Source organism: Pseudomonas sp. dw_612, assembly GCF_018449725.1.
GTDB lineage: Bacteria > Pseudomonadota > Gammaproteobacteria > Pseudomonadales > Pseudomonadaceae > Aquipseudomonas.
In genome coordinates, this window is sequence record NZ_JAAVVC010000006.1 from 159,121 (window position 1) to 174,035 (window position 14,915).

Sequence of the window (14,915 nt, forward strand, 5' to 3'; positions counted from 1 at the left end):
TCCCACATTGGAATGTATTTCAAATTGTGGGAGCGGGCTTGCTCGCGAAGGTGTCAGCCCAGGCACCTCAGTACTAACCCTCACCACCGCATCCGAATCCCCAGACTCCCGATCAACCCATTCAAATCATTGTCATCCACATCACTGCTGTAATCGGCGCTGACGTACAGGCTCACTGTGGGCGAAACCCTGGCCACCAATCCCAGACCCAGATCCACCGTCGACGAATTGCGGCTGCTGCTGATCTTGTCCACTTGGTCGAGGGTTACGGTATTGCCGGTGTACACCGTGTGCCACAAGTTGGTCCGCACATAGGGTTCGACCGGCAGGCCATTGATGTCGTAGCTACCTTTCAACCGCGCACCGACCCGGCCGCTCCAAGAGGTCAGGTCACTGGACGAAGCGTTGTTGGCGCCGGCATACGGTGTGTCCAGGGTGATGCGTTGATTGATCAACTGCGCCTGGGGTTCCACCACCCAGTTCTCGCCCAGGCCGATGGGGAAGCCACCTTCCACCGACACGGTCATCGCGCTGCCCTCGGCGGTTTGCCGCATGCCCTGGGCGTCACGGCTGTAGCCATTGACCCGGCCGCCGCTGGCGGTCAAATCCACGTGCCAGCCTTGGGGCCCGGTCAGGCTCCAGTAGGCGCCGAGGCTCTGGCCTTGAAGATTGAGGGTGTCATTGCCGGGGTCGACCATCGCGCGACTGGTCAACAGGCCGTTGCTGTTGCCTTGGTACTGGCTGGTGCCACCGACCAGCCCGACCCGTTGCACGTGACCGCTGCCGCTTTGCAGGGTCAGGATGGCCGGGCCTTTGAAATCGTCTGCGCCGGGGATCGCAAAACCCTCGGACTGAACATCGGTTTGTGCCTGGCGCGATGCGTGGCCATAGAGTTGATCCCAGGCAGCAGGGGCGGCGTCTTCGGTGGTGAGGCGGGAACTTCGCAAGTCCGGGCTGAAGGTGTAGCGTCCCGGGTAAGTGGCGGCGACATTGGGCAAGGTCAGTGTAGGCACCTCCTGGCGATACCAGGGGGCGGCTTCATCCTCGGCAGGACCGGCCTGCACGTCCATGGATGAGCACAGCAGTAGCGTGCTCGATACTGTGCAAAACGTGATTTTGATCTCTTGTGGGGTGAATGAGGTTTTCATGGAGGTCTACCTTGCACACGCATGCCGTTCTCGCTCTGGCGTCTCTCCTACCCCGAATGAGGGGCGACCGAATGGATTGGGGCAAGCCTGGGGCCGCCCGTTTTAACGGGTGTCTGTAGGTTTGTCCCGGGTGTATTTCCGGGGGTAGTAACGTGTAGCTAAGAAGACCTGTGACCTTGCGTCAAGAAAATGGCCGATAAATGGTAGGGCTATTTTAGCGATGATAACTGTCTGTTTTATGGCGCGTACCTAAGTGATTGTTTGTACAAAAAATCATCAAAAAACCGCCGGGCCAGAGGCTTTTGATAGTTGGCTAAACACCTACCAACTCATCCGGACCCCGATGTTTCCAACGACGCCGCGCAGCTGATTGCTGTCAATATTGCGGGTGTAATCGGCACTGGCGTACACACTGACGGCGGAGGCGAGGCTGAGCACTACCCCGATCCCGAGGTCGGCGCTGGAGGATTTCTGCTGGCTCTCGATTCGGTCGACGTGGTCGAACGTCACCGTGTCAGTACCCGAAAAGGTGTGCCACAGATTGGCTCGCAGATACGGTTCCATCGGCCGGCCACCGACTTCGTAACGACCCTTGAGGCGAGCACCGAGGCGACCGGTCCACGCGCCGTCGGAATCGAAGGACACCCGGGAAATCCCGTCATCCTGACGGTCGAGGGCAATCTTCTGATGGATCACTTGCGCCTGGGGTTCCACCACCCAGTTACCGGCCAGCGGAATCGGGTAACCGGCCTCGGCCGAGAGCGTCAGGGCATGCCCACGGTTATCGAGTTTGAGCCCGCGTTCGGAACGGTTATCGCCGTCAAATCGGGTGCCCATGACCACCGTATCGACGTACCAGCCCTTCGGATCGGTCAGCGTCCAGTACACGCCGTAGCTGTCGCCTTCCAGTTCGACGCTGCCGGCGCGTTTGCCTTCAAAGCCTTGGTTGAAACCATCGACATCACCTTGCAAACGGGTGTGGCCGACGAAGAATCCGGTGCGCTGGGTTTGCCCACCCGAGGTTTGCGCGCTGTACAGATCGTTGCCCACTTGAAAGCCGTTGAGTGAACCGTTGAGCTGTGGCGTCACGGTGCCGGCCCAGGTCTGGTCGAAATTCTTGCCATAGACCCGGCCCCAACCGGCGCCGAATGCGCCGGTTTCCGTCAGCAGACGCTGATCGCCTTGCCGGTCGTGGAAGGTGCCGAGGGCGCTCAGGGTCAACTGCGCCGCCGCCGGAGGGATTATCGACCAGGTCGGGACTTCAGGGCGGTACAAGGGAATTGGCGCCGCGCCCGTTACTGCGGCGGGTAACCTGGGGAGCGGCGGGCTGCCGGCCGGCGCCGCAGCCACCACCGGTGTTGTGACCACTGGTAAAACCACAACGGCAGGAGGGGGCTGCGCTGGATCAGGAGGGGGGCCGCTTGTGACGGGTGTAGCGATCACCGCCGAGCGCAGGTACCAACTGTTTTCGGAACCCACGGTCACGCCACCCTTGAACAGGTAGTAGTTGTAGGCACCCACCGATATCGGGCTCTTGAGGGTAAACGCTGTGTTGTCGCTGACGGCCGTGCCTTGAGCCTGGACCAACTGGATGCCGTTCTGCCGGGTCAGCCCCCCGATACCGCCCAAGTTACTGACGGTAATTTCGGTGTGTCCGGTCAGGGTTCCGTCCGCCACCACCAGTTTGTCACTGGGGGAACTGTCATCGCCGATCACACTTTGCAGCAGCAGTTGGCCGCCATTGCCGACGTAGTTGCCGTGCACGGTCAGAGTGTCGTCGGTGCGGGTGTTCCCGTGGCTGAGGTCGATCACGCCGGCGTTGTTCAGGGTTGCGAACTGGCCGGCCGTGAACGGCGTGATGCTGCCGTGCACCGAGGTCAGGGTGCTGCTGTTATCGATGTTGAACACCCCGGAGCCGCTGACGCTGTCGCCAAGGACGAAGTCGTCGATGAGATCGAGTTGCGAGCCGTTGCTCAGGTTGACCGTTTCCCAGTTGCTGTAGCGGGCGGGACTGCTGGTTGTGGTGTGGTCGAACGTCAGCACGTCATTGCCGGCGCCACCGTCAAGGCTCGGGGTGGCGGCGAGGGTGCTTTCATCCAGATTGCTCAAGGTCACGCGGTCATTGCCATCCCCCATCAGGATGGTCGAGCGGATGATGCCGCCGGCATTCCAGAGCAGGATGTCATCGCCTGCGCCCGCCAGGATTTGGCCGACGATTTCGCCGCCAGTCAAAGTGATGCTGTCATTGCCGCCGCTGACGCTGAGGTTGCCACCGATCTGCCCACCCGAAACCGTGATGGTATCGTCGTCGATCCCGGTGATCAGGTTGCCGAGAATCTGTCCGCCCGACAGGTCGAAAATATTGTCATCGATCTTCATGTCGACCCGACCGATAGTCCCGCCGGTCATCCTCGCCACATCACCGTCATCGAACGCGCCGGTGATCGTGCCGCCCGTCATCAGGAAGGTGTCGCTACCGCCTCCTTGGGCGAGGGACTGAAGGGTGCCGCCGCTCATAAAGAAATCATCGGTGCCGCTACCCTGGTTGACCGCGCCGGTGATTTGTCCTCCCGTGATGCGCAGGCTGTCGCTACGATTGCCCTGATCCAGCGCACCGGCGAGGGTGCCGGAGTTCATCTCCACCGTGTCGTTGCCGTTGCCGAATGTCACGTTGCCGTTGATGCGGCCGGTGCCGTTGACGGGAAAGATCAGGGTGTTGTTGCCCGACAGATCGGTCAACGCCCCGCTGGTGCCGCTGTCGCAGGTGAATACAGTGTTGCCGGGGCCGGCGGCCAGCGTGCAGGCACCAGAGGCAGAAGTGCTGACAAAAGTCAGCAGTGAAGCGGGCACAGCGAAAACCTGCGGCAACGTGCGCAGCAGTCTGGCGTAGCGAATCACGGCAAATCCCCGCTTTGATGGTCGGAGTGCCATCATGAACTACGCGAGGCGTCTGCCGTAAGGGTTTGGGGCGCTATTCCGTTACTTTTTAGGAGTGCTTCGCATTATTTTGCAAGAGGTTGCGTTGCCGACCTACAACTCGGTCAATAGAGCGCGGATCGCGTTGTAGTCATCGGCTTACCAGCTCATCCGGATACCGACGTTGCCAACGATCCCTCGCAGCTGATTGCCGTCGATATTGCTGCTGTAATCAGTACTGGCGTACACACTGACGGCGGAGGCGAGGCTGAGCACTACCCCGATCCCGAGGTCGGCGCTGGAGGATTTCTGCTGGCTCTCGATTCGGTCGATGTGGTCGAACGTCACCGCGTCAGTACCGGAAAAGGTGTGCCACAGATTGGCTCGCAGATACGGTTCCAGCGGCCGGCCACTGACTTCGTAACGACCCTTGAGGCGAGCACCGAGGCGACCGGTCCACGCGCCGTCGGAATCGAAGGACACCCGGGAAATCCCGTCATCCTGACTGTCGAGGGATATCTTCTGATGGATCACTTGCGCCTGGGGTTCCACCACCCAGTTACCGGCCAGCGGAATCGGGTAACCGGCCTCGGCCGAGAGCGTCAGGGCATGCCCACGGTTGTCGAGTTTGAGCCCGCGTTCGGAACGGTTATCGCCGTCAAATCGGGTGCCCATGACCACCGTATCGACGTACCAGCCCTTCGGATCGGTCAGTGTCCAATACACGCCGTAGCTGTCGCCTTCGAGTTCGACGCTGCCGGCGCGTTTGCCTTCAAAGCCTTCATTGAAACCATCGACATCGCCCTGCAAACGAGTGTGGCCGACGAAGAACCCGGTGCGCTGGGTATGTCCGCCAGAGGTTTGCGAACTGTACAGATCGTTGCCCACTTGAAAACCATTCAGCGAACCGTTGAGCCGTGGCGTCACGGTGCCGGCCCAGGTCTGGTCGAAGTTCTTGCCATAGACCCGGCCCCAACCGGCGCCGAATGCGCCGGTTTCCGTCAGCAGACGCTGATCACCTTGCCGGTCGTGGAAGGTGCCGAGGGCGCTCAGGGTCAACTGCGCCGCCGCCGGAGGGATTATCGACCAGGTCGGGACTTCAGGGCGGTACAAGGGAATTGGCGCCGCGCCCGGTATAGCGGCGGGCAATGCGGGCAGCGGCGAGCTGCCGGCCGGTGCCGCTGGCACCGTGACAAGCGTCGGCGGTAAGGTCGGATCGGCGTTGGGGATGCTGATGACCGTTGGCGTCGCCGCCGCTGCAACGAGAATCGGTGGCAAACTCGGGTCAGGATTGGGAATGCTCACGATCGTCGGCGTCTGCGCTGCCACGGGTGTCGCCACCACCGGGACGATGATCGGTGGCAAGGTTGGGTCGGGATTGGGAATGCTCAAGGTGGCTGGCGCCACCACCGCCGAGCGCAGGTACCAACTGTTCTCGGTGCCCGCGGTCACACCGCCCTTGAACAGACGGTAATCGTAGGCGCCCGCCGATATCGGGCCGCTGAGGACAAACGCGCTGTTATCGCTGACCGCCGTGCCTTGGGCCAGGACCAACGGGACACCGTTTTGCTGGGTCAAACCGCCGACGCCGCCGAGATTGCTGACGCTGATCACCGTGCTGCCGGTCAAGGTCCCGTCGTTCACCACCAGTTTGTCGCTGGGGGAACTGTCGTCGCCGATCACGCTTTGCAGCAGCAGTTGGCCGCCATTGCCTGCATAGTTGCCTTGCACGGTGAGAGTGTCGTCGGTGCGGGTGTTGCCGCGGGTGAGGTCGATCACCCCGGCGTTGTTCAGGGTCGCGAACTGTCCGGCGCTGAACGGTGTGAGGCTGCCTTGGGTGGACGTCACGGTACTGCTGCTATCAACGTTGAACACACCGGTGCCGCTGGTGCTGTCGCCCAGCACGAAGTTGCCGGCGAGGTCGAATTGCGCGCCGTTGCGCAGGTTGACCGTTTCCCAGTTGCTGTAGCGGGCGGGGCTGCTGGTGGTGGTGCGGTCGAATGTCAGCAGGTCGTTGCCGGCGCCGCCGTTGAGGCTAGGAGTGAGGGCGAGGATGCTTTCATCCAGATTGCTCAGGGTCGCGCGGTCATTGCCGTCGTCCATCAGGATCGCCGAGCGGATGATGCCACCGCCATTCCAGATCAGAGTGTCGTCGCCGACGCTGGCGCGAATCTCACCGACGATCTCGCCGCCGGTCACGGTGATGCTGTCGTTGCCACCGCTGACACTGAGGTTGCCGCCAATGCGTCCGCCCGAGACGATGATGGTGTCGGTGCCGAAACCGGTCACCAGGTTGCCGAGGATCTGCCCGCCGGACAGGTCGAAAATATTGTTATCGAGCTTCATGTCGACCCGGCCGATGGTGCCGCCGCTCATCCTCGCCACATCGCCGTCCTCGAACGCGCCGGTGATCGTGCCGCCGGTCATCAGGAAGGTGTCGCGGCCATCGCCCTGGGCGAGGGACTGGATCGTCCCGCCACTCATGACGAAATCATCGATGCCGTTGCCCTGGCTCACCGCACCGGTGATTTGCCCGGCCGTGATACGCAGGCTGTCGTTGCCGTTGCCTTGATCAAGTGCGCCGGCGAGGGTCCCCGAGTCCATCTGCACCGAGTCGCTACCGGCGCCGAACGTCACGTTGCCGTTGATCCGGCCGGTGCCGTTGGCCGGAAAGGTCAGGCTGTTGTTGCCCGCCAGGTCGGTTAATGCGCCGCTGGTGCCGCTGTCGCAGGTGAATGCATCGTTGCCGGGGCCGGCGATCAACGTGCAGGCGCCGGAGGCGGGAGGGCTGACCAGAATCAGCAGTGAAGCGGGGACAACGAAAACCTGCGGCATTGACCGCAGCAACCGGGCGTAACGACTCATGGCGAATCCCTTCCGAGTTTCGGGATGTCATCCTTGGTGGTTCGCCGGACGGTGAATCAACCCTAATTCATGAACTACGTGAGGCATGGGCCCTAACGAATTGAATGTGCTGCTCCTTAGCTTTTTAAGGTGTAGACGCATTTTTTGCTAGCAGGTAGCGCCGCTGACGAATGGCGCTATCAGAAGTGTGATTCACAGGTGCACTTCAACCGCCAACGGCAAATGATCCGACAGGTGCGTCCAGGGCCGGGTGCCGAGTATTTTCGGGTGATGGCTGCTGGCGTTGCGCAGGTAGATGCGGTCCAGGCGCAACAGGGGAAAGCGCGCCGGGTAGGTCTTCGCGGGGCGGCCATGATGGCGTTCGAAGGCTTCATGCAGGTCAGCACGCCGGGCGAGGGCGGCGTTACCTTGCAACTGCCAGTCGTTGAAATCACCGGCGATGATCACCGGCGCATCGTCGGGCAGGGATTCGAGCAGCAGGCAGAGCAATTGCAGTTGTAACTGGCGATGGCTTTCGAGCAGGCTCAAATGCACGCAAATCGCATGGACTTCGGCGTGGCCCGGCACGTCCAGCACGCAGTGCAACAAGCCGCGACGCTCGGGGCCGGTGATCGAAACGTCGAGGTTGCGGAATTCACGGATCGGGTATTTCGACAGCAGCGCGTTGCCGTGGTGGCCATCGGGGTAGACCGCGTTACGGCCATAAGCAAAATCACTCCACATGCTGTCGGCGAGGAACTCATATTGCGACATCTGCGGCCATTCGTTGTAACGGGAAGAATGCCGCTCGTGTTCGCCGACCACCTCCTGCAGGAACACCAGGTCCGCCGACGTACTGCGCACCGCCTCGCGCAGTTCCGGCAGGATGAAACGCCGGTTGAGCGCGGTGAAACCTTTGTGGGTGTTGACCGTGAGGACTCGCAGTCGGTGAATGGCTGTCGGGGTGCCCAAAGGCACCGATTCGAGTGTGCGGTGTTCTGAATCGCTGGTCACGTTGGCTCCTGTGAATCCGGGGCTGCATAACTATGCGACTGATGCGGGGCCGGGCAGTTCAGCGGGATTGGCGGATCGCCTTCGATATCAACAAAGATGTTGAATGAAAGGGCCCCATCGCGAGCAAGCTCGCTCCCACAGGTGATCTGTGGTGAACGCAAGTTTTACATACGACTTCGTCTTCATGTGGGAGCGAGCTTGCTCGCGATAGCAGTGGTTCATTCGCCACCTATATTGGCTGGCAGATTGTTTTCGCGAGCAGGCTCGCTCCCAAGTTGGGCCTGGGGTGTTTCAGACGAAGACGATTTCATACGGCAACCGAATCCGCTCCAGCAGTGCCTTGGGCAGCAGCGGGGCGATGCCGATGGCCGGTTCGCCGTCGAGTTGGCTGGCGTAGGCGTGGGTGGCGTGGCTTTTACGGGCTATGGTCCAGGTGTCGAGACGAACCTTGCGTGCTCGATGCCAGGGGATCAGCCCCTGGTCGCGCGTCGGCCAGTGCCAGGCCCAGAGCGGCATTTCGTTGAACGCCACACCGACGATTGCCGCCGCCCTGGAGGCCGCGCGGCCGACGGCGTCATGGTCATCGTTGCCGTCTTCGCGCCAGGTGCTGAACATCACATCCCCCGGGCGCAGGTAGCGCGCGATGTAGTGGGCCAATTGTTGTTCGCGCTCGGCCAGGGCGTTGTCAGTGAAGCCGCCGCGAATCCATTTCAGGCTGTGCATCGGCAAGCCGAGGCGGCGCAAGGCTTCGACACTTTCCTGGGGGCGGAACACGCTCAAGCGTTTCTCCGACCATTGCTGCGAACCCGGATGGCTGGCGCTGCCGTCGGTGATCGAGATCAATTGCAAGGGGTGGCCGAGGGTGGAGAGCAGTTGCAGCAAGCCGCCGCACATCACCACTTCGTCGCCGGGATGGGGCGCGATCACCACGGCGCGCGCGCCTTCGGGGACCAGGGTCTGGGTGTTGATGACCGGGATATTGTCGAGTTGCGGGGCGTTGTTCCAGATCTGTGAAGGCAGGGTGCTTTCGCTGATGTAAACCGATTTCATGGGTTACGTCCTTGTTCTGTCTCGCCCTCAGTCATGCGTTGCTTGATTTCAAGCCTGGCAGACCCGTGAAGGCTGGTTGATAGCAATGTGCCGCGCTCCAAACCCTGGATTGCAGCGAACAAGAGTATTGCTCATACAACCCTATTCGTCGCGTTGCTGTTGCATCTGATCCGGTTTTTTTTACTCGATTTGCACCATGTTCCGCAAAAAATCACCGAAGCCGCCCCGTGCCCGGCTGTCCAGACGCGCACTGGTCAGCACCTGTGGCTGGTGGCTCCAGGCGATGTTCGCGCCACAGCGTTCGAGCTGCCGCACCAGTTGCACATCTTCATCGCAGGCCAGCGGTTCGAAGCCGCCGGCACGCTGATAAGCCTCGGCGCTGATGCCCAGGTTAGCGCCGTGGATATGCCGGTGACCATCCCGGGCCTGGTAATGCTGGCGATAGCGAATCTGTGCTGACTCGTCGAAATCGGCGGTCCATTGATCGACCGTGACCGTGCCGCACACCGCGTCGGCGCCCAGGGCCAGTTGCGCCACCAGCCAGTCTTTGGCGACGATGCTGTCGGCATCGGAGCAGGAAATCCAGCGTGCGCCGAGTTCCAGTAGATAGCGCGCCCCGGCCGCCCGGGCTTCCCCGACATTCCGGGCTTCGATCGCCAGGCTGTGCACCGGGTATTGCGCGACGATCTGCGCCGAGCGATCGGTGCAACTGTCGAGCACCACCAGCACCAGCACCGGTTCACCCTCCAGCCGTTCATGGCACCCGGCACGCAACGCCGCGCGGATGCACGCTTCGAGCAAGTCTTCTTCATTGTGCGCAGGGATCAGAATTCCAATCATCGTAAGCCCTCCAGAGCCGCCACGGAGCGGGGTTCTCGGCTCCAGAGTTCCAACAGAAAATCCGCTTCCTGATGCAGGACCAGGCGCGGCAAATGCAAATGTTCGTGGAGCAGGTCATGCACCTGGCGGGCGTTCAGCGGACAGCCGTCGATAGGCGGGCGCCAATGGCAGGCGAGCAGTTGACCGTCGGCGGTTAAGGACTGTTCGGCCTGAACGATCAGGCGTTTCAGGTCGTCGGCATCCAGGTAATAGCCGATCTCGCTGATGACAATCAGGTCGAATTTTTCCTCGGGCCACTCGGCCGGCAAACGACTTTGCCGGACTTCGGCGTGGTCGAACAGGCTCAGGCGCGTGCGGGCCAACGCGACGGCGGCGGCTGCGGTGTCGCAACACAGCAGGCGGTCGCAGCGGCTGGCCAGTTCGGCGCTTAGCTCACCGTTGGCGCAGCCCGGTTCGAAGATCGCACGGTAATGGGGTCGGGGCAGGGCGGCGAGGGTCACTGCGCGCTTGCGTTGTTCGTACCAGCGTTGGCGAAACGCCCACGGGTCGTCGTTGCCCGAGAACAACCCGTCAAAATAGCGATCCTCGACGCTCATAGAAACACCACTTCAAAAGGTTGCAGTAATCGGTCCAGCACATAGGGCGCCAGCACCGGCGGTAAACCGACCTGCGGATCGCCCTCCAACTGGCTGGCGAAGGCGTAAATGGCGTGGCGCTTGCGGGCGACCAGATGTGGATCGAGCAGAATCTTCCGTGCGCGCTCCCACGGCACAAAACTGTCTTCCGGGGTTGCCCAGTGCCAGGTCCAGACCGGCAGTTCATGCAGGGTCGCGCCGACCCGTTTCGCCGCGTCGGCACTGGCCCGGCCCACGGCTTCGTGGTCGCAATGGCCGTCCTCGCGCCACGTGGTGAAGACCACGTCATTGGGCCGCAAGTGACGCTCGATGAATGCGCTCAACTCGGCTTCCCGCGCCGCCACCTGACTGTCCGCGAAGCCGCCACGCAGCCATTTCAGGCTATGCAGCGGCAGGCCGAGTCGGCGCAGGGCTTCGGCGGATTCCTGCGGACGCACGGCGCTCAAACGCTCCACGGACCAACGCCGGGAGCCGGGATGGCTGGCACTGCCATCGGTGACCGAAATCAACTGTAACGAGCGGCCGGCGTCGGCGAGCAGTTGCAGGAAGCCGCCGCAACCGAGCACTTCGTCATCCGGGTGCGGCGCGATGATCACGGCGCGCGCGCCTACAGGCACCAGCTCCAGAATGTCGATCACCGGCAACTGCGCCAACTGTCGGGAGGTTTGCCACAGGTGCAGCGGCGTGCCCTGGCCGACGATGGGGTTGGCTTTCATAGCGACCATGCCCCGTTGACGACCTGCTGGCCGAGGGCGGCCAGATCCCGTTCGGCATGGCTTTGGCGCAAGAACACCGGTAAATCGGCGATCAGCCGGGCGAATTGTCGATCCTTGCAATACGGGCCGGCACCGAGGGCATGCCCGACGTGCTGGATCACCTGTTCGGCGCTGTTTTCAACGACCGCACGGGCGCGCCGGGCGAGTAATTCGGCATCGTCCAGCGGTGTGGCGTCGAGGGTCAGGGCACTGACCCGCAGCACTTCAGCCGCCGCGTGCAAGGCACTGTCCACCGCGCCGAGATGCGCCAGGGCGTGGGGTTCCGGCCGTTGCGTGCAGTGACGGCGCAAGCGCTCGGCAATGCTCTGCGCCGCGCCGTACCAGCAGGCGGCAATCCCGATCCCGCCTTGCCAGAAACCCGGCCGCTGCAAATAGTCGCCGGGGTTGCCGATGGCTTGGGCTTCGGCCCCTTCGAACAGCACTTCGACGCTGCCGGTGGCGCCCATGCCCACGGCGTGCCAGCCCTGCGTCGTGACGTTCACTCCGGGCTGATCCAGTGCCACCGCCACCAATTGCTGGCGATCCTGATCATCCCACGCGGTGAGCAAGGCGTGGCTGAGCACCGCCGCGCCCGAGCACCAGGCCTTGCGGCCATTGAGCAACACCATGTGCCCCGAAGGGCTGACCCGAACCTTGGCCTGCGGCGGTTCGGCGGCCCACATGCCCCACGTGCTGGCAGGCGTCGGCGAGCCACCGAGTTGCTGGATGATCGCCAGCGCGTCGGTGTGGCCTTCGTACAATTTGCACAACCCGAGGTCGTGAGCGCCGACCTCGGCCAGGCGCTGGAACCGTTCCAGCGTCCGGCCACTGCCGGGCAGCGGAAGCTGATCGAGACCCGCCTCCACCAGCGCCCGCAGGCATCGGCCTAGCGCCTGAGTGTCGGCGTAGTCCGTGGGTTGCTGTTGCAGAAACGTCTGTAGGTCCATTTCACTCTTCTTCCTCATGCTGCAATTCGAACAGCAGCAGCGAGCGGCCGGTGACCGAATATTCGTGACCAAAATCGAAGCGTTCCTGACCGCGAATCGACGGTTGATTGGTGTCGATCATGCAGGTCCAGTGACCGCCGTCCGGGACTTCCGGCAAGGTGAAGTTGACGATGTCGTGGTGCGCATTGACCACCAGCAGCAACGTCGCGTCGCCACCCTTGCGGCGGATGCCGGTTTCCTGGGCGCGACCGTCGAGCAGCATGCCCAGGCAGCGACCGTGGGCGTCCTGCCATTGTTCGGTGCTCATCTCGCTGCCATCCGGGGCCAGCCAGGTGACGTCCTTGACGCCGATGTCCTCGTTGTAATTGCCCACCAGGAAGCGCCCGCGTCGCAGGATCGGATAGGTCAGGCGCAACTTGATCAGGCGTTTGACGAACTTGAGCAGGGCCTTGCCGTCATCGCTCAAATCCCAGTTGACCCAACCGATGTCACTGTCCTGGCAGTAGGCGTTGTTATTGCCGTCCTGGGTCCGGGCGAATTCGTCACCGGCCACCAGCATCGGCGTGCCTTGGGACAAAAGCAGCGTGGCGAAGAAATTGCGCATCTGCCGCTGGCGCAGTTCGTTGATCTCGGGATCGTCGGTCGGGCCTTCGACGCCATGGTTCCAGGACAGGTTGTTGTTGCTGCCGTCCTGGTTGTTCTCGTCGTTGGCTTCGTTGTGCTTGTCGTTGTACGACACCAAATCGTTGAGGGTGAAACCGTCGTGGGCAGTGATGAAATTCACCGATGCATACGGCCGGCGTCCACGCTGGTTGAACATCTCGCCGGAGGCGGTCATGCGGCTGGCGAAGTCCGCCAATTGGCCGTCATCGCCTTTCCAGAAGGCGCGTACGGTGTCGCGGAATTTGTCGTTCCACTCGACCCAGCCCGGCGGGAAGCCACCGACCTGATAACCACCGGGGCCGCAGTCCCAGGGTTCGGCAATCATTTTCACCTGGCGCAGCACCGGGTCCTGGCGACAGGCGACCAGGAAGCTGTGGCGTTCGTCGAAACCGTCGTGATAGCGCCCGAGAATGGTCGCCAGGTCGAAGCGGAAGCCGTCCACGTGCATTTCCGTGGCCCAGTAGCGCAACGAGTCGGTGACCATTTGCAGCACGCACGGGTGACTCAAATCCAGGGTGTTGCCGGTGCCGGAATCGTTGATGTAGAAGCGTTTGTCATCGGGCATCAAGCGGTAGTAAGAGGCGTTGTCGATACCGCGCATCGACAGGGTCGGGCCTTGTTCGTTGCCCTCGGCGGTGTGGTTGTAGACCACGTCGAGGATCACTTCCAGATTCGCTTCGTGCAGGTGCGCGACCATTTCCTTGAACTCGGCGATCTTGCCGCTGGCCAGGTAGCGCGGGTCCGGGGCGAAGAACGCGATGCTGTTGTAGCCCCAGTAATTGGTCATGCCTTTGTGCAACAGATGCTGGTCGTTGACGAAGGCGTGGATCGGCAGCAATTCCACGCTCGACACGCCCAATTTACGGATGTGTTCCAGCACGTCATCGACCATCAACCCGGCGAAGGTGCCACGCACGTTCTCGGGGACGGAAGGGTGACGCATGCTGATGCCGCGCACGTGAGTCTCATAAATGATCGTCTTGTCCCACGGCACGCTGACCCGATGGTCATGGCCCCAGGTGTGCGCCGGGTCGATGACTTTGCACTTGGGCACGAACGGCGCGCTGTCGCGCTCATCGAAACTGAGGTCGGCGTCGGGGTGGCCGATGGTGTAACCGAACAGCGCTTCGGACCATTTCAACTGACCGACCAATTGCTTGGCGTAGGGGTCGATCAGCAATTTGTTGTGGTTGAAACGATGGCCGTTGGCCGGGTCGTACGGGCCGTAGACGCGGTAGCCGTAGATCAGCCCCGGATGGGCGTCGGGCAGGTAGCCGTGGTAGATCTCGTCGGTGTATTCCGGCAGTTCGATGCGTTCCAGTTCCACTTCGCCGGCGTCGTCGAAGATGCACAGTTCAACCCGGGTGGCGTTGGCGGAAAACAAGGCAAAGTTGACCCCCAGACCATCCCAGGTCGCGCCCAGCGGGAAGGGCAGGCCTTCACGGATTCGCGAGGCCTCGGCTTGAGGTTCTGGCGCGGCTTTCTTTGGATTGGTCATAGATGCTCCTGCAAATGGGGTGCGGGTGTTGCTATCGGTAAGTATGCGCAATCCCCTGTGGGAGCGGGCTGGCTCGCGAAAGCGGTGTGTCAGTCAACAGAGATGTTGAATGTGCTGCCGCCTTCGCGAGCGAGCCCGCTCCCACAGGGATTGCAGTGTTTCAGTTCACAACGCTCTTTATTCCGGGCGAGTGCGCCCACAGTGGCGAGCGAACTCGCCACGAGATCAATCAGGACAAGGCGTGAAGCGTCAAACCGCTGGTGGTTTTTTCGCGGTGCGAGGCTTTTTCTCGGCGGCTTTTTCACCCGGCGGGGTTACTTTGGCCGCGGCGGCTGGTTTGGCTTTGGCCTTCGACGCCGGGGCTTTGCCTTCGGCTTGACCATTGAGCTTGCCAGCGGCTTTAGCAGCGGCCGGTTTGGCAGCGGAAGCCTTGCTGCCCGCTGCTTTAGGCGATTTCTTGGGCGCCAGGGCTTCAGCTTCGGCCAGCTTGCGTGCCATCTCCCAGTGGCGGGCATCCTGGCCTTCGGGTTTCCCTTCCGACTCCCAGATTTGATAGGCAAATTCGCGAACGCGTTTATCTTCGGTACTCATCGCAATGCTCCTGA

The 14,915-nt window shown here is 62.1% G+C and carries 11 protein-coding genes; all 11 read right to left on the reverse strand.

Going from position 1 to position 14,915, the window contains the following annotated elements; translation table 11 throughout:
• Window positions 1-80 precede the first annotated feature (80 nt).
• The 11 genes from HB680_RS12075 to HB680_RS12125 all read right to left on the reverse strand — a co-directional run bounded on the left by HB680_RS12075 (window position 81) and on the right by HB680_RS12125 (window position 14,901).
• On the reverse strand, window positions 81-1,148 hold the full coding sequence (locus HB680_RS12075) for an autotransporter outer membrane beta-barrel domain-containing protein (RefSeq protein ID WP_213938833.1): 1,068 nt from the start codon (window positions 1,146-1,148) through the stop codon (window positions 81-83).
• Between the two features lie 321 nt (window positions 1,149-1,469).
• On the reverse strand, window positions 1,470-4,079 hold the full coding sequence (locus HB680_RS12080) for an autotransporter outer membrane beta-barrel domain-containing protein (protein ID WP_213939014.1): 2,610 nt from the start codon (window positions 4,077-4,079) through the stop codon (window positions 1,470-1,472).
• Between the two features lie 144 nt (window positions 4,080-4,223).
• A complete protein-coding gene (locus HB680_RS12085) occupies window positions 4,224-6,929 on the reverse strand; it encodes an autotransporter outer membrane beta-barrel domain-containing protein (RefSeq protein ID WP_213938834.1) in 2,706 nt (901 codons plus the stop codon).
• 192 nt (window positions 6,930-7,121) lie between these two features.
• Window positions 7,122-7,922, reverse strand: coding sequence for an endonuclease/exonuclease/phosphatase family protein (locus tag HB680_RS12090; RefSeq protein ID WP_213938835.1), 801 nt, complete (start codon window positions 7,920-7,922; stop codon window positions 7,122-7,124).
• A 291-nt stretch (window positions 7,923-8,213) separates the two neighbouring features.
• Window positions 8,214-8,972 carry a PIG-L family deacetylase gene (locus HB680_RS12095; protein WP_213938838.1) on the reverse strand — a complete coding sequence of 253 codons (759 nt, stop codon included), beginning with the start codon at window positions 8,970-8,972 and terminating at the stop codon, window positions 8,214-8,216.
• A gap of 180 nt (window positions 8,973-9,152) precedes the next feature.
• Entirely contained in the window at window positions 9,153-9,812 is a 660-nt protein-coding gene (locus HB680_RS12100) for a glycosyltransferase (RefSeq protein ID WP_213938839.1), read from the reverse strand.
• A complete protein-coding gene (locus HB680_RS12105; RefSeq protein WP_213938841.1) occupies window positions 9,809-10,408 on the reverse strand; it encodes an SAM-dependent methyltransferase in 600 nt (199 codons plus the stop codon). The genes HB680_RS12100 and HB680_RS12105 overlap by 4 nt, the downstream gene beginning before the upstream one ends.
• A complete protein-coding gene (locus tag HB680_RS12110; protein ID WP_213938843.1) occupies window positions 10,405-11,163 on the reverse strand; it encodes a PIG-L family deacetylase in 759 nt (252 codons plus the stop codon). Before HB680_RS12110 ends, HB680_RS12105 begins: the two co-directional genes overlap by 4 nt.
• Window positions 11,160-12,149 (reverse strand): acyl-CoA dehydrogenase family protein, encoded by a 990-nt coding sequence (locus HB680_RS12115; RefSeq protein WP_213938845.1) that lies wholly within the window; start codon window positions 12,147-12,149, stop codon window positions 11,160-11,162. Before HB680_RS12115 ends, HB680_RS12110 begins: the two co-directional genes overlap by 4 nt.
• Window position 12,150: 1 nt before the next feature.
• Window positions 12,151-14,310 carry a glycogen debranching protein GlgX gene (gene glgX, locus HB680_RS12120; protein WP_213938847.1) on the reverse strand — a complete coding sequence of 720 codons (2,160 nt, stop codon included), beginning with the start codon at window positions 14,308-14,310 and terminating at the stop codon, window positions 12,151-12,153.
• Between the two features lie 249 nt (window positions 14,311-14,559).
• Window positions 14,560-14,901, reverse strand: a complete 342-nt coding sequence (locus HB680_RS12125; protein WP_213938848.1) for a DUF2934 domain-containing protein — start codon at window positions 14,899-14,901, stop codon at window positions 14,560-14,562.
• Between the last annotated feature and the right edge of the window lie 14 nt (window positions 14,902-14,915).